The following is a 24131-nucleotide window of genomic DNA, read 5'->3' on the forward strand; positions in this document are numbered from 1 at the left end:
CTTTCGGCCTACTGCCGCTGCGAGGGGACGGCGGCCAGCGGAACGGGCGCGGACGGCGAGGCGGCGGTGACGCTCGAGGGCAGCGACATCACCTCCACACGGACCTGGTCGTCCTGCACCGGGACTCCGGGGTTGCCCACGCGGGCGCGGGCGAGGAAGCGGTCCGTGGACGGGGCGAGCCGGTCCAGGAAGGGCTGCGGCATCAGGCCCATCACCCCGACGAGGATGATGAAGGGCAGCACGGTGAGCCCCTCGCGCAGGTTCATGTCGCGCAGGTGCTGGTTCTCCCGGTGGGTGAGCCCGCCGAAGAACACCTTCTGCACCATCCACAGCATGTACGCCGCGCCCAGGATGACGCCCAGCGTGGCGAAGGCGCCGAACACCGCCGTCAGGTGCGCGTTGCCGGCGGCCGCGCCCAAGTCACTCTTGAAGGTGCCCAGCAGCACCAGGAACTCGCCGATGAAGCCATTGGTGCCCGGCACCGCCACCGACGAGAAGGTGATGATGAGGAAGGCCGCGGTGAACACCGGCATCACCTTCGCGATGCCGCCGAAGTCCGCCATGAGCCGCGAGTGGCGCCGCTCGTAGAGGAAGCCGAACAGGAGGAACAGCGCGCCCGTGGACACGCCGTGGTTGAGCATCTGGTACGCGCTGCCGGTGGCGCCCTCGGCCGTCACGGCGAGGATTCCCAGCATGCAGTAGCCCAGGTGGCTCACCGACGAGTACGCAATCAGCTTCTTGATGTCCCGCTGCGCCAGGCACATCAGCGCGCCGTAGACGATGCCGATGACGGACAGCACCGCCAGGAACGGCCGGGCGTTCTGCGCGGCCGCGGGGAAGAAGGGAATCGCGAAGCGCCAGAAGCCGAAGGTGCCCATCTTCAGCATGACGCCGGCCAGAATCATGGAGCCGGCCACCGGCGCCTGCACGTGCGCGTCCGGCAGCCACGTGTGCACCGGCCACATCGGCACCTTGATGGCGAACGCCAGCGCGAACGCGGCGAACATCCACGGACCCCAGGTATGCATGGTCCTGGCGAGCCCGCTCAGCGAGTCACACGCCCCTTCCGGCCCGCCCATGCACGCCGTCACTTGGCGGTTGGCGTCCAAAAGGCCGTTGTACATGGCGGCGTAGTCGAACGAGCGGCCGCCCGCGGGCGCGCTGATGAAGTACACGGCGATGATGGCCACCAGCATCAGCAGCGAGCCGGCCAGCGTGTAGAGGAAGAACTTCACCGCCGCCATCTGCCGGTCCTCGGCGCCCCACACACCCACCATCAGGTACATGGGGATGAGCATGGCCTCGAAGAAGATGTAGAAGAGCAGCACGTCCAGCGACACCAGCGCGCCCAGCATCGTCGTCTGGAGCACCAGCAGCGCCAGGTGGAACTCCTTGATGCGGTGGCTGATGTACGTGGTGGAGGCCAGCACCACCAGGGGGCCCAGGAACACGGTGAGCAGCAGCAGGCTCACCGCCAGGCCGTCCACGCCGACGTGGTAGCTGGTGCCGAACATCTCGAACCAGGGCACCCGGTACTCGAGCTGGAACTCCGGCCCGCCCGGCACGTAGCGCAGGTAGGCCCAGACGCCGAAGATGGCGTCCACCACCATGGCGATGAAGGTGACGGTGCGAATCTGCCCGTGCTCACCCGAGGGCAGCGCCAGCACCAGCGCCGCGAAGAGGAGCGGCAGGAAGACGACGAGGTTGAGCAGGTGGGTGTCGAAGAAGCTCATTGCATCACCTGGATGAGGGCGTAGGCCACTCCGCCCAGCAGGGCGATGGCCATCACTGCGGCGTAGGCCTGGGCGTCGCCCGTCTGCACGTAGCGCAGCGCGCTGCCCACGCGGGCCGTCACCCACGCCGTGCCGCGCACCGCGACGGTGTCGATGAGGAGCGCGTCCACCACGCGGAAGAGGATGAAGCTCATGAACTTCACGGGCCGGATGACGATGAGCTCGTACAGCTCATCCACGTAGAACTTGTTCTGCGCCGTGCGGCGCACCGCCCGGGCGAAGGCCGGAACCGGCTGGCCCGCGCGCGCCGGGAAGAAGCGCAGGTACAGGAAGGCCGCCGCCGCGCCGCCCGACAGCGCGACGAGCCAGGCGAAGACGTAGTCGCCCAGGTGCGGGACGCTGGTGTCCAGCTCCACCGTCTTCGCCGCATTGGTGATGCGGGTCATGGCGCCGAACACCGGGCTGAGGAAGTTCTCGAACACCGCCTGCGGCTGGCCGGAGGACGAGCGCATCAGCGGGAAGGCGTACACCGCGGCCACCACGCTGAGCACCGCCAGCACCACCAGCGGCAGCGTCATCTGCCAGGCGCTCTCGTGCGCGTGCGCCACCCGGGCCTCCTTCGAGCGGGGGCCTTCGAAGGTGAGCAGGTACAGGCGCGTCATGTAGAAGGCCGTGCTCGCGGCGATGACCAGGCCCAGGTAGTAGACGGCGCTGGAGACCCAGTGCAGGCCCGCCAGGTGGTTGTGGTGCACGCCGTGGAGGATGGCGTCCTTCGAGAAGAAGCCGGACAGCGGGATGATGCCCGTAATCGCCAGCGTGGCCACCAGGAAGGTGCCCCACGTCCACTTCATCTCGTGGCGCAGGCCGCCCAGCTTCTTGATGTCCGTCTCGTCGCCGTTGCCGTGCATGACGCTGCCGGCGCCGAGGAACAGGCAGGCCTTGAAGAACGCGTGCGTCACCAGGTGCAGCACCGCCGCCCAGAAGATGCCCATGCCCACGCCCATGAACATGATGCCCAGCTGGGACACGGTGGAGTAGGCGAGCACCTTCTTGATGTCGTCCTGCGCGAAGGCGATGAGCGCCGCCAGCAGCGAGGTGAGCGCGCCGATGATGGCCACCGTGGCCATGGCGGTGGGGCTCAGCACCAGCAGCGCGGACATGCGGCTGAAGAGGTAGACGCCCGCGGTCACCATCGTCGCCGCGTGGATGAGGGCGGAGACCGGCGTCGGGCCGGCCATGGCGTCCGGCAGCCAGACGTAGAGCGGCAATTGCGCGCTCTTGCCCGCCGCGCCCAGCAGGAACAGCAGCAGCGCGGCCGTCATCACCCCGCCGAAGGTGTAGCCCTCCAGCGGGCCCTCCTCGATGGGGGTGGAGAGGTCCACCTTGTCGCTGTTGGAGTCGATGAGGCCCTCGGCCATCTTCTCCAGGCCCTTGAAGGTGAGGGGACCCTTGTCCTGCAGCGCGGACTGGTAGCGCTGGGCGTTGCTGCCGGAGATGGCGTAGTCGGCGGTGTTCGCCTGGCGCGTGTAGGCGGAGACCAGCAGCACCATCAGGAACGTGGCGATGAGGAAGGCGAAGTCACCGATGCGGTTGGTGACGAAGGCCTTGCGCCCCGCCCACGCCTTGGCGGGGTCCGTGTACCAGAAGCCGATGAGCAGGTAGCTGGCCATGCCCACGCCCTCCCAGCCCACGAAGAGCAGGACGAGGTTGTCGGCCAGCACCAGCGTCAGCATCGCCGCGACGAAGAGGTTGAGGTACGCGAAGTACCGCCAGTACCCGTCGTCGTGCTCCATGTAGCTGGTGGAGTACAGGTGGATGAGGAAGCCCACGCCGGTGATGACCAGCAGGAGGATTCCGGACAGGTGGTCCACCGCCAGCCCGAAGTTCACCCGGAAGTCGCCCACCGCGAACCACGTGCCGTAGTCATACGCCAGCGCGTAGCGCACGAAGTCGGCTTCGATGCCGAAGGGGTTGCGGTAGAAGGCGAGCAGCCGCCGCGCGCCGTCCCCCGCGCCGGGCGCGGTGTGGCTGGTGGCCCAGAAGGCCAGCACGCTCAGCACGAAGGCGCCGGCCACCGCCGAGCAGGCGATGAGGTGCACGTTGGCGCGGCCCAGCATCCGGCCGAACACGCCACAGATGAACGCGCCCAGAAGGGGCAGCAGGATGATGAGCCCCAGGGAGGGCGCCAGCAATTCCGGCGCGACGGGCGCCACCTGGAAGAATTCGGCAAGGTTCATGGGAAGAAGGCTCCTGGCGGGGCGGGCGTCAGTGCTTCATCGTCCGGATGTCTTCCACCAGGACGCTGCCACGGCTGCGGAAGACGGCGATGACGATGGCCAGGCCGATGGCCGCCTCCGCCGCCGCGACGGCGATGACGAAGAAGGCGGACACGTGGCCGATGCTGTCACCGCGCATGCGCGCGAAGGCGAGGAACGTCAGGTTCGCCGCGTTGAGCATCAGCTCCACGCACATGAAGACGACCAGGGCGTTGCGGCGCACCAGCACGCCGAACATGCCCATGCAGAACAGCGCGGCGGCAAGCAGGAGGTAGTAGGTGATGGGGACCATGGGCCGATTCGGGGCCTCGCGAGCGGCAACCGTGCGCCGCCATGTAGCACAGAAAGTTGTCCGGAAACGGCGATCAGATTCGCGACTTGGCCACGACCACCGCGCCCACCATGGCCACCAGCAACAGCAGGCTCACCGCTTCGAAGGGGAAGAGCCACTGGGTGAAGATGACCTGGCCCATCGTCGCCATGGTGCCGAAGGAGGCCTGCACCTCCGGGCCCATGGCGCTGGAGCCCTCGGGCAGCTTGAGCAGGGTGATGGAGAGCACCGCCAACAGGCCCACCGTCGCCGCGCCACCCGCCAGGCGCGCCAGCGTGGGCCGGCCCCGCGTGGGCGACTCGCCCAGGTTGAGCAGCATGATGACGAAGAGGAACAGCACCATGATGGCGCCCGCGTACACGAGCACCTGCATCACCGCCACGGTGTGCGCCCAGAGCAGCACGTAGATGCCGGCCAGGAAGAAGAACGTGGACACCAGCGCCATGGCGGAGTTGATGGGGCTCCGGGCGAAGATGACCATGCCGGCCGACAGCAGCGTCAGGAGCGCGAACGCCCCGAAGAGGATGAGCTCGATGTTCAAGACCAGTCTCCGAACGAACCCCAGGGCTTGTCGCCGAACGGGCAGCGGTGCTCACGGATGTGGGCCTCGAACTCGTCCCGGTACCGCATGAGGAACGAGTGCGTGGGCAGCGCCGCCGCGTCGCCGAGCGCGCAGATGGTGTTGCCCAGGCCGATGGGCGGGTAGGGGGCGATGGAGGACGCGACATTGGACAGCATGTCGATGTCGCCCGGCTCGCCGCGGCCCTCTTCAATCTTGCGCAGAAGGCGCGTCTGCCACGGCGTGCCCTCGCGGCACGGCGTGCACTGGCCGCAGGACTCTTCCGCGTAGAAGCGCGCCACGCGCCACAGGCTGCGCACCATGCAGGTGGCGTCGTCCATGACGATGACGCCGCCGGAGCCCGCCATGGTCTGCTTCACCTTGAGGGCCTCGAACTCCATGGCCACGTCCAGCTCGTCCGCGGCCAGCACCGGCGCCGAGGAGCCGCCCGGAATCACGGCCTTCACCTTGCGACCCGCCGGAAGGCCCCGGCCGTACTTGTCGTCGTAGATGAGCTCGGAGAGCGTGGTGAACATGGACACCTCGTACACGCCCGGCCGGTTCACCGAACCGGAGAGGCAGACGAGGCGCGTGCCGCCGGACTTGTCGGTGCCCAGCTTCGCGTAGGCCTCCGCGCCCTGCTGGAACACGGCGGGCACGCTGGCGAGCGTCTCCACGTTGTTCACCACCGTGGGGCAGCCGAACAGGCCCACCACCGCGGGGAACGGGGGCTTCAGCCGGGGCCAGCCCTTCTTGCCCTCCAGGCTCTCCAGCAGCGCCGTCTCCTCGCCGCAGATGTACGCGCCCGCGCCGCGCACGAGGTAGCAGTTGAGCTCGAAGTCCTTGCCCAACAGCGTCTTGCCGAAGATGCCGGCCTTGTAGGCCTCGTCGATGGCGGCCTGGGTGCGCTCCGCCTGGAACTTGAACTCGCCGCGCAGGTACACGTAGCAGGTGTGCACGCCCAGCGCGTAGGACGCGATGGCGATGCCCTCCAGCATCATGTGCGGGTCGTCACTGAGGATGTAGCGGTCCTTGAAGGTGCCCGGCTCGGACTCGTCGCCGTTGACGGCGAGGTACTTGGGCTTGGGGCTGTCCTTGGGGACGAAGCTCCACTTGAGTCCGGTGGGGAAGCCCGCGCCGCCGCGCCCGCGGAGGTTGGACTTCTTCACCTCGTCGATGATGGCGGCCGGCTGCATCTCCAGCGCCTTCTTCAGCGCCTCGTAGCCGCCGCGCTTGCGGTAGCTGTCCAGGGTCCAGGACTGCGGCTTGCCCCAGGCCGCCGAGATGATCGGTTCAATCGCCTTTGCCGTAGAGGCCATGATGGATGACGTCCTGAAAGGGAAGGGGTGGAGGATCAGCTCAGCTTGGCGAGGATGGCGTCCAGCTTCGCCCGGGTGAGGCTCTCGTGATGATCCTCGTTGATTTGCAGGCAGGGCGCGGTGCCGCACGAGGCGAGGCACTCGGTCTCCCGCAAGGTGAACTTCTCGTTGGCTTCACCTGCCTTGAGGCCGAGCTTCTCCTCCAGGTAGGCGAGCATCTTCTCCGCGCCCCAGAGGGAGCAGGAGAGGTTGGTGCAGACGTCGATGACGTACTTGCCCGGCTTCTTGAGGTGGTACATCACGTAGAAGCTCGCCACTTCCATGGCGCGCTCCGGGGTGACTTCCAGGCTCTTGGCCACCAGCCTCAGGCCTTCCGGCGGGAGCCAACCCTTGAGCTCCTGCAGCAGCCGCAGCGCCGGGAGCATGCCCGCGCTTTTGCGATCCGGGGGGTAGTGGGAGATGATCTCCGCGATTCCCGCGTCGAACTTCTTCTGCTCTTCAGGGGTGAACAGGGGCTCCGCCATGGCGGGGCGTACGTATTGCCCCAATGGCTGCGTTGTCAACATAAACCCTCGACGCTACACTGGGCGGCCATCAGCAAATTGCCGAGCGATTTCAACGCCTTGTTATGAGCCCGGGACCAGAGAACAAGCGCCAGCACACCCGGGTCCCGGCCGTGCTGAGGGTGGACTACACGGACGGGCGCCAGGCCCGGGACGTGACCGAGAACCTGTCCCATACGGGACTCTTCGTGCAGACCGAGCAGGCATTCACCCTGGGAGACCCGGTGCGGCTCGCACTTTCTTTCCCGGGACTGCTGGATCCGGTAGAAGTGGCCGGAACCGTGGCCTGGGTCAGGCCGGCGGCCTCCGATCATCCCGGGGGCGTTGGCGTCCGCGTGGAGCGCGAAGAGGACCGGCGGAAACTGGGTGACATCTTGAGTGCGGCAGGAGCAGACAGCCACGCGTCCCACGCCGAGCACGAGGGGTACCGTGTGCTCATCGTCGAGGACAACCCGCACATCATCGAGATGTACAGCTACGTCCTCAAGAAGCTGGCCAGCGGGGAGCTGCACGGGAAGGTGCCCCTGGAGGTCCACTTCGCGCCGGACGGGCACCACGCGCTGCTCATGCTGCGCGAGGGCCGCTTCAACCTGGTGATGACGGACCTGTACATGCCGGTGATGGACGGCTTCGCGCTCGTGGAGCGCATCCGCGAGGAGGAGGCCCTGCGGGCCATCCCCATCATCGCCATCTCCGCCGGCGGCAAGGAGGCGCAGGACCGCGCCCTGCAGCTGGGCGTGGACATCTACCTGCGCAAGCCCGTGCGCTTCGTGGAAGTGCTGGAGACGGTGAAGCAGCTCTTGCGCATCAAGTAGCGGCCGCGGCACGTCTTTACCGGCAGTCCCACGTTGAGCGGTGGCGCGGGGACGGCGTAGAGTCTCCCACCCATGCCGAAGCCCGCCATCAATCGCGACACCGTCAGTGGCGAGGCGCTGTTCATCCTCCGCAACCTGAGGGAGAACGGCCGTCTTGGACGCTCGAACAAGCTGGCCGATGTGAAGGCCGCGCTCGAGCCGTCCGTGTCGCTGGAGTTCGACAACTACTTCTTCTTCCTGCGCAAGTTCCACTACATCGCCATGGACCGCGAGGCCCAGCTCAAGCTCACCGAGCAGGGCGAGCGCGTGGCGGGAGGCGACCTGCAGGACCGCTTCACCACCGAGGTGGGTGAGTTCTTCGCGGATCAGCTCGTGCCCGCCGACGACGAGCCCCCCGTGGCGCAGGGCACCGACGAGCCGATGCTGGTGCCGCCGCCCCCGCCGGAGCTGCTGCTGGACGAGGCGGAGGTGGTGGTGCCGCCCGCGCCGCCGGCCCCGCTCGCGCCGCCTCCGCCCGTGCCTCCGGCCCAGCGCCCCTCGCGCACGGCCATGCCCGCGCTGGAGGTGACGGTGCCGCAGGCCACGCCGCTCCCGCTGCCTCCGCCTCCCGCGCCCTCGGCACCTGTCGCCGCGGCTCCGCCCATGGCCCGCGTGGAGCCCCCCGCCCCCGAGGCGCGCAGGGAGGCGACCATCATCGCGCCCGCGCCCTTCGCCCCCACCACGCCGGCGCCCGGTACCTCGCCGCTGCCCTCCATCACCTCTCCGCTCGCCGCCCCCATGCCTCCTCCCGCCGCTCCCGCTCCCGCCGCCCCGGCCGCCGCTGCTCCTGCCTCGAAGGGGGCGGAGCTGGACCTGCGCTACCAGAAGTTCGACCCCATCGGCACCGGGCCGCTCGGCACCGTCTTCAAGGGCCGCTTCACCGCGCTGGGGCTGGACATCTGCCTCAAGGAGCTGAAGGACATCTTCGGCTACTTCTCCTTCCTCCAGCGCGGCGAGGTGCTCAAGCGCCTGAAGAAGGAGCTGTGCGCCCAGGCCCAGGTGCGCCACCCGGGCGTGGTGCAGGTGGTGGACCAGAACGTGGAAGCGTCGCGGCCCTACTTCGTGCTGGAGCTGATGCACGGCAGCCTCAAGGAGCGGCTGGAGGCGGGCGGCGGCAACGGCGTGCCCGTGCCCTTCGCGCTGCGCGCCTTCCTGCAGATGGCCTACGGCCTCAGGGCCGCGCACGCCGCCGGCCTCACGCACCACAACCTCAAGCCGGAGAACGTCCTCTTCGACGCGTACGGCAACGCGAAGCTGGCCGACTTCGGCCTCGGCCGCGTGGTGGAGGTGGACGCCACCAAGGGCATGCCCCAGGTCTTCGTGGGCACCGGTGGCATGGCCTACATGGCGCCGGAGCTGATGAACCGGGGCACCAAGGAGCCGGGCGCCGCCGCGGACGTGTACGGGCTGGGCATCCTCCTCTACGAGATGCTCACCGGGCAGATTCCGGGCCGCCGCTCGCCGCTGCCCTCGGAGGTCAACCCCGAGGCCCCCAGTGGCCTGGACCAGCTCTTCGACAAGGCCACCCAGGACAAGCGCGAGCAGCGCTACCCGGACGTGGACGCCATGCTGGAGGATTTCTACAAGGCCTTCCCGGAGCGGGAGTTCCTCGCCCGCGGCGACCTCGTCCTCTCCTCGGACGCGCCGAAGGAGTAACCGTCCGGTGGGCGGCCTGGCGCCCGACTCCGGGCTCGCCGGGCGCGGGCGGGGCTGCCACACTGACGGGCGCCCATGACTCCGCGCCCGTCGTCCGAGCGAGTGCTCGTCACCGTCACCGGGAGAGACGCTCCCGGCATCACCTCCCGCCTCACCGGCCTGCTCGCCGACTCCGGCGCCGAGCTGCTCGACGTGGAGCAGGTGGTGGTGCAGGGCCGGCTCACGCTCTGCCTCCTGGTGCACCTGCCCGGGGCGCGCGGCGTCCTCAAGGATTTGCTCTTCGCCGCGCACGAGCTGGGCGTGGCGCTGGACTTCCAGGTGGTGGACGCGCCGTCTCCAGCGCCTTCGTCCCTGGCGCCCGCGGCCCCGGAAGCAGGGCCCGTGCGCTACGTCGTCACCGCCGTGGGCCGCGCGCTGGGCGCCCGCGAGCTGCACGCGGTGGCCGCGCGCCTGGCCGCGCACGGCGCCAACATCGAGCGGATTACGCGCCTCACCGAGACGCACCTGGGCTCGGTGGAGTTCCACCTCACGCTGCCGCCGGGCACGGCGCCGGACGCGCTCAAGCGCGCGCTGCTCGCGCTGTCCATGGAGGCGGGCTCGTTCGACGTGGCGCTGCAGCGCGAGAGCCTCTTCAGGCGCGGCAAGCGGATGGTGGTGATGGACATGGACTCCACGCTCATCCGCATCGAGGTCATCGACGAGCTGGCGCGCGCGCACGGCGTGGGCGAGCAGGTGTCGCGCATCACCGAGCGCGCCATGCACGGGGAGATGGACTACGACGAGTCGCTGCGCCAGCGCGTGGCCCTGCTGGCGGGCCTGGACGTGGCGGTGCTGCGCCGCATCGCGGACAGCCTGCCGCTCACGGAAGGGGCGGAGACGTTGATTCGCGTGCTCAAGCGCCTGGGCTACCGCACCGCCGTCATCAGCGGCGGCTTCTCCGTCGCGGCCGAGGCGCTCAAGGCGCGGCTGGGCATCGACCACGCGTACTCCAATGTGCTGGAGGCGCAGGACGGGAAGCTCACCGGCCGCACCGTGGGCCCCATCGTCAACGCGCGCCGCAAGGCGGAGCTGCTGGAGTCGCTCGCGAAGCAGGAGGGCATCCTCCTGGACCAGGTCATCGCCGTGGGCGACGGCGCCAACGACTTGCTGATGCTGGAGAAGGCCGGCCTGGGCATCGCCTTCCGCGCGAAGCCGAAGCTGCGCGAGGCGGCCGACACGTCCATCTCCGCGGGCGGCCTGGACGCCATCCTGTACCTCCTGGGGCTCACCGCGCGGGAGCTCCAGGAAGCGGGCTGAAGGCGACGCCCGCGCAAGTCCTGCGCGCGCACGCAGGTCCGCGCAAGCCTTGCGCGCGTCTACATCCGCATCCGCGCCGCCAGCTCCTTCTGCTGGAGCTGGCCCTTCTCCAGGAGCAGCTCCAGGAGGGCGCGCAGAATCTTGGAGCTCTTCTCCTGGTTCTGCTGCACCGTCTGCAGCCGCTGCAGGTCCTCGTCCGTCCACTCGGACGTGGGCGTGCCGCCCGCGAGGATTTCATCGAGGATGTCCGCGGCGCTCGAGCCGGCGACGGGCGGGGCGGGCTTCTCCGCGGCGCGCGCGGCGACGGGCGGCGGCGTGGGCGCGGCGGCGGGCGACTCCGGCGGGAGGATGTCGGCGATGCGCTTCACCACCGTCTTGCCGCTCATGTCGACGACCTTGAAGTCGTCGTCGTCTCCCTGGTCCTCGAGCTCGCTGCTGTCCTTCTGCGGCCGGGGGCCTCCGTAGCGCGTGCTCGTCACCGGCTCCTGGTTCCGGTAGTGGCGCAGGATGGCGTGCGCGATTTCGCGCTCGCTCGCCACCATGACGACCACGCGGGCGCGGCTCTTCGCCACCACCTGGTCGATGGTGGCCAGGTCCGTGGGGTCCGCCATGGCCAGCACCAGCGTCTTGCCGTTGTCCTTCAGGCCCACCGGGAAGATGCCCTTCTGCTCCGCCAGGCTCACGTCCACGCGCGCGAGCGCACCCGCGTCCCGGGTGATGTTGCCCAGCTGCACGCGCTGCATGCCCATGCCCTGGCAGATGGCCTCGGCGATGGTCTCCTCGCTGGCCAGCCCCAGGTCCGCGACGATGCGCGACAGGCGTCCGCCCCACTGGTCCTGCGTGGCCAGCGCGCTGCGCAGCTGCAGGTCGTCGATGACGCGTGCCTTGACGAGGATTTCTCCGATGCGATTGCGGGAAGGAGCAGCCATGGTCCGGGAGTCTACCGTCTGAAAGGGCGGACGCTCAGTCCATGACGCACATGCCGCCCCGAAAGGCAGGACGCACCCCATGCAACCCTTCGCGGAAGCCGCCACCCGACTCTGTCCCTACTGCGGTGAGGAGGTGGAGGTCGACGTGGACCCCATCGGCGCCCACTCGGAGACGTACGTCGAGGACTGCCCGGTGTGCTGCCGGCCCTGGAACGTCCACGTGTCCCGCGAGGAGGACAGCGTCTCCGTCCACCTGGGGCGCGACGACGACTGACGCCGGGCCGCCAGGAGGGCAGGCGGGCAGGCGAAGTGCGCGTGGAGGGGGCGCCCCGAGGCGTGGGGGGCGTTGCTTGACACGTCTTCATCCATGGTTCTCTTGAGTCTTGTGAGGCGGCGCTGGAGCCCCGGTGGGGAGCCGCGGCGACCGCGAACCAGGACAACCCTTGCAGCACATGACGTGCGCCTGAATGGGCGACACGAACAGGAGAAGACCATGCAGACCCGCAACCCGTTCAACTCCGCCGTCGTCGTCAACCCGCTGATGCGCGACTTCGACTCCCTCTTCCGCGAGCTGACGCAGCCGGTGTGGCGTCAGGCCCCGCGTGAGCGCGTGCCCTCGGCGGACATCCTCGAGTCCGAGGCCGGCCTGACGCTGCACCTCGACATGCCCGGGCTGGACGCGAAGGCCATCCAGGTGAAGGTGGAGAACGACGTCCTCACCGTGCAGGCCGAGCGCAAGGCGGAGGCCCGGGCCGAGGGCATCACCGTGCGCCGCCAGGAGCGCGGCTTCGGCACCTACGCGCGCTCGTTCGCGCTGCCGGACACGGTGGATGCCTCCAAGGTGGAGGCGAAGTACGAGCAGGGCGTGCTGACGCTGACGCTGCCCCGGCGTGAGGAGTCCAAGCCCCGCGTCATCGAGGTCAAGGTCCAGGGCTGATTTTCGCGCAGACCCGTTCCAGGGAGGCCGCTGCCAGCAGGACGGGCGCGGCTTCCTCCCTAGTTTCCCGGGGGCTTCCGCGAGGGGAGCGGAAGCCTTTTGTCTTCCTAGCGCTTGGCGCTCAGCGCCAGCGGCACGCGGAACAGCTCCAGCACTTCCTGCACGTCCAGCGGCTTGGCCATGCACGCGAGCGCGCCGGCCTGCTTCGACTGGTCCACCACCTCGGGCGAGTGCAGGGACGTCATGGTGATGAGCCGCACGCCCTCCATCTGCTTGCGCGCGCGAATGCGCCGGCAGACCTCGAGGCCGTCGATGTCCGGCATGTTGAGGTCGATGATCATGCCGTGCGGCTTCTGCTCGGACACCAGCAGCAGGGCCTCCACGCCGCTCGTCGTCGTCTGCAGCTCCACCTGCGCCGCATACGGCTTGAACGCGCGCTTGATGGCCTCCAGCACCGGACGCTCGTCGTCCACCACCAGCAGGCGCACCGTCCCGCTGCCCAGCTCCTCGGGCACCGGCATCTGATGGGTGATGAGGAACGTGCGCAGGTCCGCCGAGCGCACCCGGCGATGGCCACCCGGCGTCCTGAAAGCCATCAGGATGCCGCGGTCAATCCACTTGCTCACCGTGGACGGATCCACCTGAAGCAAACGACTGATGTCGTGCGTCGTGTAGAGCTGGTCCGTCATCGCCGTACTCCCCTCTTGCTGCATCATTCCGCTGCCCATGGAGTAATTCACCTACCTTGAATACGGGGTTTGTTCAACTCTTTGCGCACCGCGTCCATCAGCCCCTCTCATGAGACCCACTGCGTCGTCCCAGCGGCCACTGGCCTTGAGGCAGAGCTCCACGAGCTCCCGAGCGGCCCCTCGGCCGCCTGGACTCTGCGTAACGAAGTGGACCTCCTGACGCACTTCTGGAACCGCATCCGCGGGACACGCGGCCAGCCCCACGCGTGAAAGCGGGGCCAGGTCGTTGTGGTCGTCCCCCATATAGGCGCAGGCCTCGGGGGGGACAGCGAGCTGCTGGAGCAGCTCGTCCAGTGCGGCACCCTTGTCGCGGCGGCCCTGGAAAACGGCCGCCAGCCCCAGTTCCCGTCCGCGGACCTCCACGATGCTCGAGGTGCGGGCGGTGAGGACGGCGGCGGGCAGGCCCGACAGGCGGGCCATGACCAGGGCGTGTCCGTCCTTCACGTCGAAGCGCTTCATCAGCTCACCCTGGGCGCCGTAGTACAGGCCGCCGTCGGTGAGGACCCCGTCCACGTCGAAGACGAGCAGGCGGACGCGTGCCGCGCGAGACGTGAGCTCTTCCTTTCCAGGTTTGGAAGGCGCTTCCGTCACCATGGCTTGCCTGGCTCCTCCCCGTATCGCAGCCGCATCAACCGGGCTCGTGTCCCAACACCCGGCGGATGTTCAGCACGTTTCGTACCACGTCCTCGAACATCTGTGGATTCAGGGAACACGGACCGTCACACAGGGCACGGTCCGGATCTTCATGGACTTCCGTGAACAACGCGTCAATCCCGGCAGCTGCGGCAGAACGGGCGAGCAAGGCCACGAACTTCCGCTCGCCGGCCGTCTCGCCGTTGCCGGCGCTGGGCAGCTGCACGGAGTGGGTGGCGTCGAAGCAGACGGCGAGGCCCGCCTCGCGCATCTGGGCGAAGCCGCGCATGTCCACGACGAGGTTGTTGTAGCCGAACGTGGAGCCGCGCTCGGTGACGAGCACGTTGGGGTTGCCCGCCTCGAACGCCTTGCGCGCCGAGTGGACGATGTCCTTGGGGGCCACGAATTGCCCCTTCTTGAGGTTGACGCCCTTTCCAGTCCTCGCCACGGCTTCCACCAGGTCCGTCTGCCGGCACAGGAAGGCCGGTATCTGGATGATATCCACAACTTCCGAGGCAGGCCCGACGTGGCTGGTTTCGTGGACGTCCGTGAGCACCGGGACACCGACTTCATCCCGGATGCGCTTCAGGATTCGCAGCCCTTCCTTGAGGCCCGGGCCGCGGAAGGACTTCCCGCTGGTCCGGTTGGCCTTGTCGTAGGAGCACTTGAAGGCGTACGGCACGCCCAGCCGGGACGTCATCTCCTTGAGCATGCGCGCGTGGCGCAGGGCCATGTCCTCGGACTCGATGCTGTCCGGGCCGGCGATGACGAAGAGCTTCTGCCCCGGGCCGACCTTGTAGCCACAGAGTTCAATGGGAAGCGTGCCGTTGCTCATGCGCGCACCTGGCCGGCCGCCGCGTGCGCGTCGCGCTGCTCGAGCGCCGCGCGGATGAAGCCGGAGAAGAGGGGGTGGGGGGCGAAGGGCTTGCTCTTGAACTCGGGGTGGAACTGGCAGCCGACGAAGTACGGGTGGTCCGCCAGCTCAATCATCTCCACCAGGTTCAGCTCCGGGTTGTGGCCGGAGATGACGAGGCCCGCCTCCTGGAGGCGGCCGCGGTAGGCGTTGTTCACCTCGTAGCGGTGGCGGTGGCGCTCCTGGATGGTGTCCTCGTTGTAGAGCTTGTGCGCCAGCGAGCCGGGCTTCAGCGCGCACGCGTAGCTGCCCAGGCGCATGGTGCCGCCCTTGTCCAGCACCTTCACCTGGCTCTCCATGAGCGTCACCACCGGGTGCGGGGTGTGCTCGTTGAACTCCAGGCTGTTGGCCTGCGCCAGGCCCAGCACCGTGCGGCTGAACTCCACCACCGCCATCTGCAGGCCGAGGCAGATGCCGAAGAAGGGCACCTTCTTCTCTCGCGCGTAGCGGACGGCGGCAATCTTGCCCTCCGTGCCGCGCACGCCGAAGCCGCCGGGCACGAGGATGGCGTCCACGCCGGCCAGGAGCTTCTCCGGCCCCTGCGCCTCCACGTCCTGGCTGTCCACGAAGTGCAGGTTCACCTTCACGTCGTTGGCGATGCCGCCGTGGAGCAGCGCCTCGTTGAGGCTCTTGTAGCTCTCCGTGAGATTCACGTACTTGCCGACAATGGCCACCTGCACCTGTCCGCGGCCGGGCTCGTACACCTTGCGGATGATGTTCTCCCACCGCTCCAGGTGGGGGGCGCGGCTCCAGATGTTGAGGACCTCCGCGAGCCGCTCGTCCAGGCCCTGGCGGTGCAGCTCCAGCGGCAGCTCGTAGGTGCTCTTCACGTCCGGAGACGTGAACACGCTGCGCGTGTCCACGTTGCAGAACATGGCAATCTTGTCCTTCAGCTCGCGCGACACCTCGCGGTCCGTGCGGCACACGAGGAAGTCCGGCTGGATGCCGATTTCCCGCAGCTTCATGACGGAGTGCTGCGTGGGCTTGGTCTTCACCTCGCCGGCCGCGCCGATGTACGGCAAGAGCGTGAGGTGGACGTAGACGACGTTCTCACTGCCCACGTCGTAGCGCATCTGGCGGATGGCCTCGAGGAAGGGCAGCGACTCGATGTCGCCCACGGTGCCGCCGATTTCGACGATGACGACGTCCGCGTCCTGCGCGGCCTGGCGGATGTTGGCCTTGATTTCGTCGGTGACGTGCGGAATCACCTGGACCGTCTTGCCCAGGTACTCGCCCCGCCGCTCCTTCATGATGACGGAGTTGTAGATGCGGCCGGAGGTGAAGTTGTTGAGACGGCTCATCCGGGCGTTGGTGAAACGCTCGTAGTGGCCGAGGTCCATGTCCGTCTCACCGCCATCCTCGGTGACGAACACCTCGCCGTGCTGGAACGGGCTCATCGTGCCCGGGTCCACGTTGATGTACGGGTCCAGCTTGAGAAGGGTGACGGCCAGCCCGCGGTTCTCCAGCAGGGCGCCAATGGAAGCCGAGGCGAGGCCCTTGCCGAGGGAGCTGACCACTCCGCCCGTCACGAAGATGAACTTGGTTTTCTTGGAGCGCATGTCCCGTTCTGCCAACTCAGGCAGGGATGCGTCAATTATTCTGTTTCCGGTAGACAACCGGGCGGGTCGGCGTCAGTTGCCGTCCCAACCACCGGGGCGGGACTGGGCGAATTCCCGGGCGGTCGGCTGTCCGACGCGGAAGCTGCGGAGGTCGCAGTTGCGGCAGCTCCAGCCCTCCCAGCCGCGCTTGACGACCAGGTGCAGGCAGGCGTCGTAGTTGGGACAGAACAGGTTGCGCTGCGTGTCCACGGCCTCCTCGTCACGGAGGGCGGTGGGCAGGGGGCTGGGGCAAGGGGTGATGGACACGGCGTGAGACTCCCGGCAATGGAACGTGATGGGTCGGCCACTCCCCCCGGCGCGTCGGAACAGGGAGGTCGGGTGGGCATTCCCGAGCAGACGTAAAAAGGCCCGTCCCCACCGAGGCGGGAACGGGCCCGAACTGCCGGCGTCTGCCACCGCTTGCGCGGCCTTTTCAGGCCAGCGAAGCGGAGGTGGACGCCTTGGAGTTGCTGTCGGTCAAGGCATCACCTCCTTTCGAGGACCCGGATCTAATCCCGGCCGAAATCCCGCGCCATACTCCTTGGACCCATTAATGGGCCTGTAGGGTGGGCAAGCGTTCAGGCGGAGACGAACTGCCGCTCCACGAGCCGGCGGTAGAGGCCGTCCTGGCCCATGAGGGCGGAGTGGGTGCCGCTCTGGCTGACGCGGCCCCCCTCCAGCACCAGCACGCGGTGGGCGTTGGCCACGGTGGACAGGCGGTGGGCGATGATGAGGGTGGTGCGGCCCTGCATGAGGCGCTCGAGGGCGTCCTTCACCAGGTGCTCGCTCTCCGCGTCGAGGGCGCTGGTGGCCTCGTCGAGGATGAGCAGGCGTGGGTCCTTCAGCACGGCGCGGGCAATGGCCACGCGCTGCTTCTGGCCGCCGGACAGCTGCACGCCGCGCTCGCCCACCTGGGTGTGGTAGCCCTCCGGGAAGCGCTGGATGTAGGCGTGGGCGTTGGCGGCGCGGGCGGCCTCCTCCACCTGTGCGTCGGTGGCGTCCGGCCGGCCGTAGCGGATGTTGTCCGCGATGGAGCAGGAGAACAGCTGCGGCTCCTGCGCCACCATGCCGATGTTGCGGCGCAGCCACTCCGGGTCCAGCGAGGTGAGCGGGTGGCCGTCCAGCAGCACCGCGCCGCCCTGCGGGTCATAGAAGCGCGACAGCAGCGAGGCCAGCGTGGACTTGCCCGCGCCCGAGGGGCCCACCACCGCCACCACCTCACCCGGACGCAGCTCCAGATTCAGCCCCTGGAGCACGGTGATGTCGGGGCGCGTGGGGTAGGCGAAGTGCACGTCGCGGAACTCCACGTGGCCGCGCACCTCCGGCAGGTGCGCGCCGCCGGAGTCGATGGCGGGCTTGCGGTCCAGCAACTCGAAGACGCGGTCCGCGGCGCCGCTGGCGCGCATGAACTCCGCCCACAGCTCCGCCATGGAGCTGAAGGAGACGGCCACCAGCATGGTGTAGATGAGGAACGAGGTGAGCGCGCCCACGCTCAGCTGGCCCTGCACCACCAGCCGGCCGCCGTACCAGAGCACCGCGGCGATGGCGCCGTAGCCGGCGATGGAGACGGCGCCCATGAAGATGGCGGAATGGCGCGTGCGCTCCCTGGCGAGCGTGAAGGAGCGGTCCACGGCGACGCCGTAGCGCTCCACCTCGTTGCGCTCGGCGGCGAAGGAGCGGACGGTGCGGATGCCGGACAGGTCCTCCTCGGCCACCTCGCTGCTGGCGGCCAGCGCGTCCTGCACCTGGCGGGAGATGTCGCGCACGCGGCGGCCGTAGATGACCGCGCCCAGCGTCACGGCGGGGATGACGGCGAGCATGACGCCGGTGAGGCGCGCGGACGTGTAGAAGAGCAGCGCCACGCCGCCCAGGGCCTGCATGGTGTAGCGCAGGGCCATGGAGATGTTGGTGGTGACGGTGTTCTGCAGGACGGCGGTGTCCGAGGCGAGCCGGCTGGTGAGCTCGCCGGTGCGGCGCGCGTCGAAGAAGGCCACCTCCTGCGACAGGAGCGCGCGGAAGAGGTCCTTGCGCAGCCGTGACACCACCCGCTCGCCGGCGGTGTTGAAGTAGTAGGCGCGCAGCGCCATGGCCACGCCCTGCACGACGAAGACGGCGAGCATCGTCAGGGCGAGCCCGTCGAGCATCTGCTGGCTGCGGGTGCTGAGCGCCTCGTCCACGAGGTCGCCGATGGCGCGCGGGTAGGCGAGCATCGACGCGCTGCTCACGAGCAGGAAGAGGGTGCCGGCGATGAGGGTGGGCAGCTCCGGGCGCCCCAGTTCGAGCAGGCGGCGCAGCGTGACGCGGGCGGAGACCTGGGGCGCGGGGGATTTTTCTGGGGAAGACACCGCCGGAGACTAACGCGGGCCCTCCGGGCGTGCACTCCAGGGGGCTGCCCGTCCTCCGGGACGGTGCTAATCCTTCCCGGGCGGATGGCTCGAGAGCGAGGTGTGGCATGGAGAAGCACCCGTTTGGTGGCACCGGTGTGTCGGTTCCCGTGCTGGGGCAGGGCACGTGGCAGATGGAGGAGGACGACCGGGCAGGCGCAATCCGCGCGCTGCGGGCCGGGTTGGACCTGGGCCTGACGCACGTGGACACGGCCGAGCTGTACGGGCACGGCAAGGTGGAGGAGAGCATCGTCTCCGAGGCGATTGCCGGCCGCCGCGACGAGGTGTTCCTCGTGTCGAAGGTGATGCCCTCCAATGCCACCTACGCGGGCACGCTGGCGGCGTGTGAGCGGAGCCTGAAGCGGCTGCGCACCGACAGGCTGGACTGCTACCTGCTGCACTGGCCGGGGCCGCACCCGCTGGAGGACACGGTGCGCGCCTTCGAGAAGCTGGTGGCGGACGGGAAGATTCGCTCGTGGGGCGTGAGCAACTTCGGGGTGGAGGACCTGGAAGAGGCGCTCGCCCTGGCGGGGCCGGGGCGCATCGCGTGCAACCAGGTGCTGTACCACCTGGAGGAGCGCGCGATTGAGCACGCCGTGCTTCCGTGGTGCGAGGCGCGGGGCGTGGCGGTGGTGGGCTACAGCCCCTTCGGCAACGGCAACTTCCCGACGCCCGACAGCCAGGGCGGCAAGGTGCTGGGGGCCATTGCCCGCGCGCACGGCGTCAGCCCGTACCAGGTGGCGCTGCGGTTCCTCGTGCGCCGGCCCTCGCTGTTCGCCATTCCCAAGGCCAGCCGCGAGGCCCACATGCGCGACAACGCCGCGGCCGCGTCGCTGAAGCTGTCCGCCGAGGAGCTGGCTCGCATCGACGCGGCCTTCCCGCTCGGCCCGGACAGCGGCGAGCTGCCCGTCATCTGAGGGCGGCGGCGAAGGCCTTGCGGAAGCTGGACATCGTCGGGTCCGCGGAGCCGGGGGCCACCGTCACCGTGCCCGTCTCTCCCTCCACGGCGGCGCGCGTGTCGCGCCCCTTGATGAAGCGCACGGTGGTGATGCGGCGCAGCACCTCGCGCCCCTGCTCCTGGGCGAGCGCGCGCAGCGCGTGGCCCGCGACGTTCATCGCCGTCTCCAGCGCGCGGCGGCCCGACTCGTCGTCCAGCCCCACCCAGTCCACCTCGAAGCGCAGGGGGCGTCCGCCCAGCGTCGCCTCGCCCGGCCAGAACTGCTCGGTGAGCGCGTGCGGCAGCTTCTCCATCAGCGACATCAGGTCCTGCCGCGTGGGGTTCGGCCGCACCAGCGGCGCGAGGTCCAGCAGCTTGTCCGCGTTGCCCACCGACACCGCCACCACCGTGGTCAGGTCCACGTAGGCCACCGACGCGGAGCGCAGCAGCCCCTCCTTGCCCAGCGCCATCAGCACCGACTCGCGCGGGACGTAGTCCACCACCTCGCCCGTCATCGAGTGCCCGTGCGCCAGGTGCAGCGTGACGGTGAGCGACGGCACCTCCTCACCCGTGCGCGCCCGCGCCGCCAGCGCGCCGAGCTGCTCCAGCACCCGCTCCACCTTCCGCGACAACAGCCGCTGCACGCCCTCCATGTCCTCGTCCTCCTCTTGCTGCTGCTTGCGGGGCTCCGGCTTCGCTTCCTGCCTCGGCTTCGGTGCGGGTTCCGGCTTCGGGGCTGGGGTTCCTTCCACCTTCGCGGCCGGTGGCTCCGTGCCCGGGGGGCTGGCGGCGGGCTCCTGCTTCCTACCCCCGCCGAAGAGGTCGCTCCAGAAGCCCATGGCTACAGTCCCCGCTCGCGCATGACGGCCTCCACCTTCGCCACGTCCTCGGGCACGTCCACCGCCACCGTGCGCCAGGACACCTGCGCGCAGCGGATGGAGATGCCGTGCTCCAGCGCGCGGAGCTGCTCCAGCTTCTCCGCCTCCTCCAGCGGGGTGGGCGCCAGGCCCGCCAGTGACAGCAGCACGTCCCGCCGGTAGCCATAGAGGCCGATGTGCCCCCAGCGCTTCACGGGCGTGCCCGGCTCGCGGACGAAGGGCACGAGGCTGCGGCTGAAGTAGAGCGCGTCCCCGTTGAGCGCGAGCACCGCCTTCACCACGTTGGGGCTGCCCGCCTCGTCCGGCTCCAGGGGGCGCACCAGCGTGCCCATGCGCACCGTGGGGTCCTCGAAGAGCTTCGCGAGCACCCGGAGGGCGGCCGGGTCCACCAGCGGCTCGTCGCCCTGCACGTTCACCCAGACGTCCACGTCCGGACGTCCGCGTGCGACCTCCGCCACCCGGTCCGTGCCGGTGGCGCAGTCGGGGCTCGTCATGGCCACCCGGCCGCCGAAGCCCTCCACCGTGGCGCGGATGCGCTCGTCGTCGGTGGCCACCACCACCTCGTCGAAGGCGTTGGCTTCCTGGCAGCGGTGCCACACGTGCTCAATCATCGGCCGGCCGGCGATGAGGGCGAGCGGCTTGCCCGGAAAGCGCGTGCTGGCGTGGCGGGCGGGGATGACGGCGACAGTCCTGGAGGCGGGCGACGCGGGCATGACACATCCCGTCTATCAGATTCAGGACGCATCTCCGCCACTGCCTGGAGCGCCCACCTTCAACCACTAGTCACCTGGAAGTCAGTGCCTAGCTTCGCGATCGACATGAAGAAGGTCATCCACATCGTCGGTGCGCGTCCGAATTTCATGAAGGTGGCCCCCATCTACAAGGCCATCGCCGCGCGCACCTCGCTCCAGCAGATTCTCGTCCACACCGGACAGCACTACGACGTCAAGATGAGCGACGTCTTCTTCTCCGACCTGGGGCTGCCGGCTCCAGACGTCCACCTGGGCATCGGCTCGGGCAGTCACGCGCAGCAGACCGCGCGGATGATGGTGGAGCTGGAGAAGGTCTTCCTGGAGCACCAGCCGGACCTCGTCTCCGTGGTGGGCGACGTGAACAGCACCATCGCCGCCGCGCTGGTGACGTCCAAGCTGGCCATTCCCCTGGCCCACGTCGAAGCGGGCCTGCGCAGCTACGTCCAGCACCAGCCGGAGGAGGTCAACCGCGTCGTCACCGACCGGCTGTCCGACCTGCTGCTGACGCCCTCGCGCGACGCGGACGCCAACCTCCTCAAGGAGGGCTGCGACCCGGACCGCATCCACTTCGTGGGCAACGTGATGATCGACTCGCTCATCGCGTCCAAGGAGAAGGCGGAGCGGCTGTCCACGCTGAAGGACCTGGGAGTCACGCCGCGCGGCTACGCGGTGTGCACGCTGCACCGGCCCTCCAACGTGGATGACCCGCGGCTGCTCGGTGGACTGCTGTCCGCCGTGGCCCACGTGTCCACGCGCCTGCCCGTCATCTTCCCGGTGCACCCGCGCACGCGGAAGATGATTGCCGAGCAGGGCCTGGGACACTGGTTCGAGCGTCACCCGAACCTGCGCCCCGTGGACCCCATGGGCCACATGGAGTTCGTCGCGCTGACGTCGCAGGCGAAGCTCATCCTCACCGACTCGGGCGGCCTCCAGGAGGAGACCACCGCGCTGGGCGTGCCGTGCCTCACCCTGCGTGAGCAGACCGAGCGCCCCATCACCGTGGAGGAGGGCACCAACGAAGTCGTCGGCACCGACCCGGACCGCATCCGTCAGGCCGCGGACCGCGTCCTCGATGGCCAGGGCAAGAAGGGCCGCATCCCGGACCTGTGGGACGGCCGCGCCAGCGAGCGCATCGCCGACCTGTTCGCGCGCTACCTGAAGGTGGAGGGAGCTCCGCTGCGCGTGGCCTCGGCCTGATTCAAGACGGGGCGAGTGGCCGGGGCCGCCTCCCCGGCGGCCGGCTGCCGCGGAAGGAATGCTCATTCCGCGAGTCCTCCGCCCGAAGGGCGCAGGCGGGAGTCCGCCACCTCCCGAACGGGCGGCGGGCTCCGACTTCTGGATGCAGATGACGGGCACCGGCTTCGCTCCTCCACGGGGGAGCGGGGTGGTGCCCGTTTGCATGTCTGGTGGACTGTGCGGCGGGGCCGGGCGTGTTAGAGCGCGCGTAACGGCCCATGCACAGCGAGCAGGACACACCTCCCCCGGATGAAGTGCCCGACGGCTACGTCGACATCGTCTTCGTCGTGGAGCCCAACTACGCGGGGTGGCGGCTGGACCGGTACCTGGGCCAGAAGATCCGCCGCATGACGCGCGAGCGCCTGCAGGGCGTCATCCGCCGCGGCATCCTCTGCGACGAGCGGCGCCTCAAGCCGTCCACGCCCGTGTACCCGGGGCTCACCTTCCGCCTCCGCCGCCGCGCCAGCGAGGAGCCCGAGACGCCCACCGCGCTGCCCGTGGTCTTCCAGGACGCGTGGCTGATGGTGCTCGACAAGCCCGCGGGGCTGCCGATTCATCCCACGGCGCGCTACCACAAGGGCACCCTCGTCACGCTCCTGCGCGAGCGCTTCGGAGAGCGGCACGCGGAGCCCGCGCACCGGCTGGACCGCGAGACGAGCGGCCTGGTCGTCTGCGGCCGTACCACCGAGTCCTGCCGCGTGCTGGGCCGGCTCTTCATGTCGCGCGACGTGCACAAGGAATACCTCGCCATCTGCGAGGGACACCCGCCCGAGGACTCCTTCGTCGTGGACGCGCCCATCGCCGAGGGCACCGAGCTCATCCGCATCGCCGTGCGCATCGACCCCGTGGAGGGGAAGGAGAGCCGCACGCGCTTCCAGGTGCTCCAGCGCTTCTCCCGCGACGGCGAGCCCTTCGCGCTGCTGCGCTGCTTCCCCGAGACGGGACGGCAGCACCAGATTCGCATCCACCTGCGCGAGGCGGGCTTCCCGCTCGTGGGCGACAAGATGTACGGGCCGGACCCCGGCTACTTCGACCGCTTCAGCAAGAGCTGCCTGGAGCCCGAGGCATGGCACCGCCTGCGCCTGCCCCGGCACGCCCTGCATGCCGCGCGCATCGTCTTCCCGCACCCGGGCTCGAGGGAGGCCGTCACGTTCGAGGCGCCGCTGCCCGCGGACCTCACCGACTTCATCGACGGCAGGCCGCTGCCCGGCGCCCGGCCGGAGTCGGAAACGGACGCGGCCTGAGCGTGCCCCGCAACTTCCGGCGGGCACCCGGGTTCAGGAGGGAAGACACCTTTTTTCCTTCCAGGAGCCCACCATGCGCCGCACCCTCGTCGCCGCCACCGCCGCCTTCTTCCTGGGCGGCTTCGCCAATCACGCGTACGCCGACCGTCAGCCGAAGATGCGCGATGCGCTCGCCCACCTGGAGCGGGCCCTCACGTCGCTGAAGAACGCCAATGCCGACAAGGGCGGCCACCGCGTGAAGGCCATCGAGCTCACCGAGGGCGCCCTCAACGAGGTCCGTCAGGGCATCAAGTTCGACAACCAGCACTGACGCCCGGAAACACCCAGGCCCGGTGAGGGCAGGGGGGCGCGTGG

General features: G+C 69.3%; 24 protein-coding genes. 9 read left to right on the forward strand and 15 right to left on the reverse strand.

Annotation, left to right across the window (positions count from 1 at the left end):
* Positions 1-8 precede the first annotated feature (8 nt).
* The 6 genes from ACX9TP_RS07090 to ACX9TP_RS07115 all read right to left on the reverse strand — a co-directional run bounded on the left by ACX9TP_RS07090 (position 9) and on the right by ACX9TP_RS07115 (position 6742).
* Entirely contained in the window at positions 9-1733 is a 1725-nt protein-coding gene (locus ACX9TP_RS07090) for a complex I subunit 4 family protein (protein WP_482978961.1), read from the reverse strand.
* Complete coding sequence (gene nuoL / locus ACX9TP_RS07095) at positions 1730-3970, reverse strand: NADH-quinone oxidoreductase subunit L (RefSeq protein ID WP_482978962.1); 2241 nt, start codon at positions 3968-3970, stop codon at positions 1730-1732. The genes ACX9TP_RS07090 and nuoL overlap by 4 nt, the downstream gene beginning before the upstream one ends.
* 28 nt (positions 3971-3998) lie before the next feature.
* On the reverse strand, positions 3999-4301 hold the full coding sequence (gene nuoK / locus ACX9TP_RS07100) for an NADH-quinone oxidoreductase subunit NuoK (RefSeq protein ID WP_163990562.1): 303 nt from the start codon (positions 4299-4301) through the stop codon (positions 3999-4001).
* A gap of 73 nt (positions 4302-4374) precedes the next feature.
* On the reverse strand, positions 4375-4881 hold the full coding sequence (locus tag ACX9TP_RS07105; RefSeq protein WP_482978963.1) for an NADH-quinone oxidoreductase subunit J family protein: 507 nt from the start codon (positions 4879-4881) through the stop codon (positions 4375-4377).
* The gene (gene nuoF / locus ACX9TP_RS07110) at positions 4878-6218 is read right to left on the reverse strand and encodes an NADH-quinone oxidoreductase subunit NuoF (protein ID WP_482978964.1); all 1341 of its coding nucleotides are present in this window, start codon (positions 6216-6218) and stop codon (positions 4878-4880) included. The genes ACX9TP_RS07105 and nuoF overlap by 4 nt, the downstream gene beginning before the upstream one ends.
* Before the next feature lie 35 nt (positions 6219-6253).
* Positions 6254-6742, reverse strand: coding sequence for an NADH-quinone oxidoreductase subunit NuoE family protein (locus tag ACX9TP_RS07115; protein WP_482978965.1), 489 nt, complete (start codon positions 6740-6742; stop codon positions 6254-6256).
* Positions 6743-6846: 104 nt separating this feature from the next.
* On the opposite strand from ACX9TP_RS07115, the gene ACX9TP_RS07120 reads away from it, so the two are divergent.
* The 3 genes from ACX9TP_RS07120 (at position 6847) to serB (ending at position 10587) form a co-directional block, all read left to right on the forward strand.
* On the forward strand, positions 6847-7596 hold the full coding sequence (locus ACX9TP_RS07120; protein ID WP_482978966.1) for a TIGR02266 family protein: 750 nt from the start codon (positions 6847-6849) through the stop codon (positions 7594-7596).
* Between the two features lie 72 nt (positions 7597-7668).
* Entirely contained in the window at positions 7669-9291 is a 1623-nt protein-coding gene (locus ACX9TP_RS07125) for a serine/threonine-protein kinase (protein WP_482978967.1), read from the forward strand.
* A 75-nt stretch (positions 9292-9366) separates the two neighbouring features.
* A complete protein-coding gene (serB, locus tag ACX9TP_RS07130) occupies positions 9367-10587 on the forward strand; it encodes a phosphoserine phosphatase SerB (protein WP_482978968.1) in 1221 nt (406 codons plus the stop codon).
* A 59-nt stretch (positions 10588-10646) separates the two neighbouring features.
* On the opposite strand, the gene ACX9TP_RS07135 is transcribed toward serB, so the two are convergent.
* Entirely contained in the window at positions 10647-11516 is an 870-nt protein-coding gene (locus ACX9TP_RS07135) for a GspE/PulE/PilB domain-containing protein (protein ID WP_482978969.1), read from the reverse strand.
* Between the two features lie 79 nt (positions 11517-11595).
* On the opposite strand from ACX9TP_RS07135, the gene ACX9TP_RS07140 reads away from it, so the two are divergent.
* Positions 11596-11790, forward strand: a complete 195-nt coding sequence (locus ACX9TP_RS07140) for a CPXCG motif-containing cysteine-rich protein (RefSeq protein WP_482978970.1) — start codon at positions 11596-11598, stop codon at positions 11788-11790.
* 219 nt (positions 11791-12009) lie between these two features.
* Positions 12010-12453 carry an Hsp20/alpha crystallin family protein gene (locus ACX9TP_RS07145; protein WP_482978971.1) on the forward strand — a complete coding sequence of 148 codons (444 nt, stop codon included), beginning with the start codon at positions 12010-12012 and terminating at the stop codon, positions 12451-12453.
* Positions 12454-12560: 107 nt separating this feature from the next.
* Here the strand turns inward: ACX9TP_RS07145 and ACX9TP_RS07150 are convergent, their stop codons facing one another.
* From ACX9TP_RS07150 to ACX9TP_RS07175, 6 genes are all read right to left on the reverse strand, one after another.
* The gene (locus tag ACX9TP_RS07150; RefSeq protein WP_163990582.1) at positions 12561-13181 is read right to left on the reverse strand and encodes a response regulator; all 621 of its coding nucleotides are present in this window, start codon (positions 13179-13181) and stop codon (positions 12561-12563) included.
* A gap of 12 nt (positions 13182-13193) precedes the next feature.
* The gene (locus ACX9TP_RS07155; RefSeq protein ID WP_163990584.1) at positions 13194-13796 is read right to left on the reverse strand and encodes a KdsC family phosphatase; all 603 of its coding nucleotides are present in this window, start codon (positions 13794-13796) and stop codon (positions 13194-13196) included.
* A 34-nt stretch (positions 13797-13830) separates the two neighbouring features.
* Entirely contained in the window at positions 13831-14670 is an 840-nt protein-coding gene (kdsA, locus tag ACX9TP_RS07160) for a 3-deoxy-8-phosphooctulonate synthase (protein ID WP_482978972.1), read from the reverse strand.
* On the reverse strand, positions 14667-16307 hold the full coding sequence (locus tag ACX9TP_RS07165) for a CTP synthase (protein ID WP_482978973.1): 1641 nt from the start codon (positions 16305-16307) through the stop codon (positions 14667-14669). Before ACX9TP_RS07165 ends, kdsA begins: the two co-directional genes overlap by 4 nt.
* Before the next feature lie 72 nt (positions 16308-16379).
* The gene (locus ACX9TP_RS07170; protein ID WP_482978974.1) at positions 16380-16613 is read right to left on the reverse strand and encodes a hypothetical protein; all 234 of its coding nucleotides are present in this window, start codon (positions 16611-16613) and stop codon (positions 16380-16382) included.
* Positions 16614-16924: 311 nt separating this feature from the next.
* Positions 16925-18691 (reverse strand): ABC transporter ATP-binding protein, encoded by a 1767-nt coding sequence (locus ACX9TP_RS07175; protein ID WP_482978975.1) that lies wholly within the window; start codon positions 18689-18691, stop codon positions 16925-16927.
* A 107-nt stretch (positions 18692-18798) separates the two neighbouring features.
* On the opposite strand from ACX9TP_RS07175, the gene ACX9TP_RS07180 reads away from it, so the two are divergent.
* Positions 18799-19647, forward strand: coding sequence for an aldo/keto reductase (locus ACX9TP_RS07180; protein WP_482978976.1), 849 nt, complete (start codon positions 18799-18801; stop codon positions 19645-19647).
* On the opposite strand, the gene ACX9TP_RS07185 is transcribed toward ACX9TP_RS07180, so the two are convergent.
* Together ACX9TP_RS07185 and kdsB are read right to left on the reverse strand one after the other, a co-directional pair.
* Entirely contained in the window at positions 19640-20506 is an 867-nt protein-coding gene (locus ACX9TP_RS07185) for a hypothetical protein (RefSeq protein WP_482978977.1), read from the reverse strand. The genes ACX9TP_RS07180 and ACX9TP_RS07185 overlap by 8 nt on opposite strands.
* 2 nt (positions 20507-20508) lie before the next feature.
* Positions 20509-21258 carry a 3-deoxy-manno-octulosonate cytidylyltransferase gene (gene kdsB / locus ACX9TP_RS07190; protein WP_482978978.1) on the reverse strand — a complete coding sequence of 250 codons (750 nt, stop codon included), beginning with the start codon at positions 21256-21258 and terminating at the stop codon, positions 20509-20511.
* 105 nt (positions 21259-21363) lie between these two features.
* On the opposite strand from kdsB, the gene wecB reads away from it, so the two are divergent.
* From wecB to ACX9TP_RS07205, 3 genes are all read left to right on the forward strand, one after another.
* A complete protein-coding gene (gene wecB / locus ACX9TP_RS07195; RefSeq protein ID WP_482982127.1) occupies positions 21364-22494 on the forward strand; it encodes a non-hydrolyzing UDP-N-acetylglucosamine 2-epimerase in 1131 nt (376 codons plus the stop codon).
* A 257-nt stretch (positions 22495-22751) separates the two neighbouring features.
* A complete protein-coding gene (locus tag ACX9TP_RS07200) occupies positions 22752-23777 on the forward strand; it encodes an RluA family pseudouridine synthase (protein WP_482978979.1) in 1026 nt (341 codons plus the stop codon).
* Positions 23778-23850: 73 nt separating this feature from the next.
* Positions 23851-24087, forward strand: coding sequence for a hypothetical protein (locus ACX9TP_RS07205; protein WP_482978980.1), 237 nt, complete (start codon positions 23851-23853; stop codon positions 24085-24087).
* The last annotated feature ends 44 nt before the right edge of the window (positions 24088-24131 follow it).

It is taken from the genome of Pyxidicoccus sp. M15, from assembly GCF_056858435.1.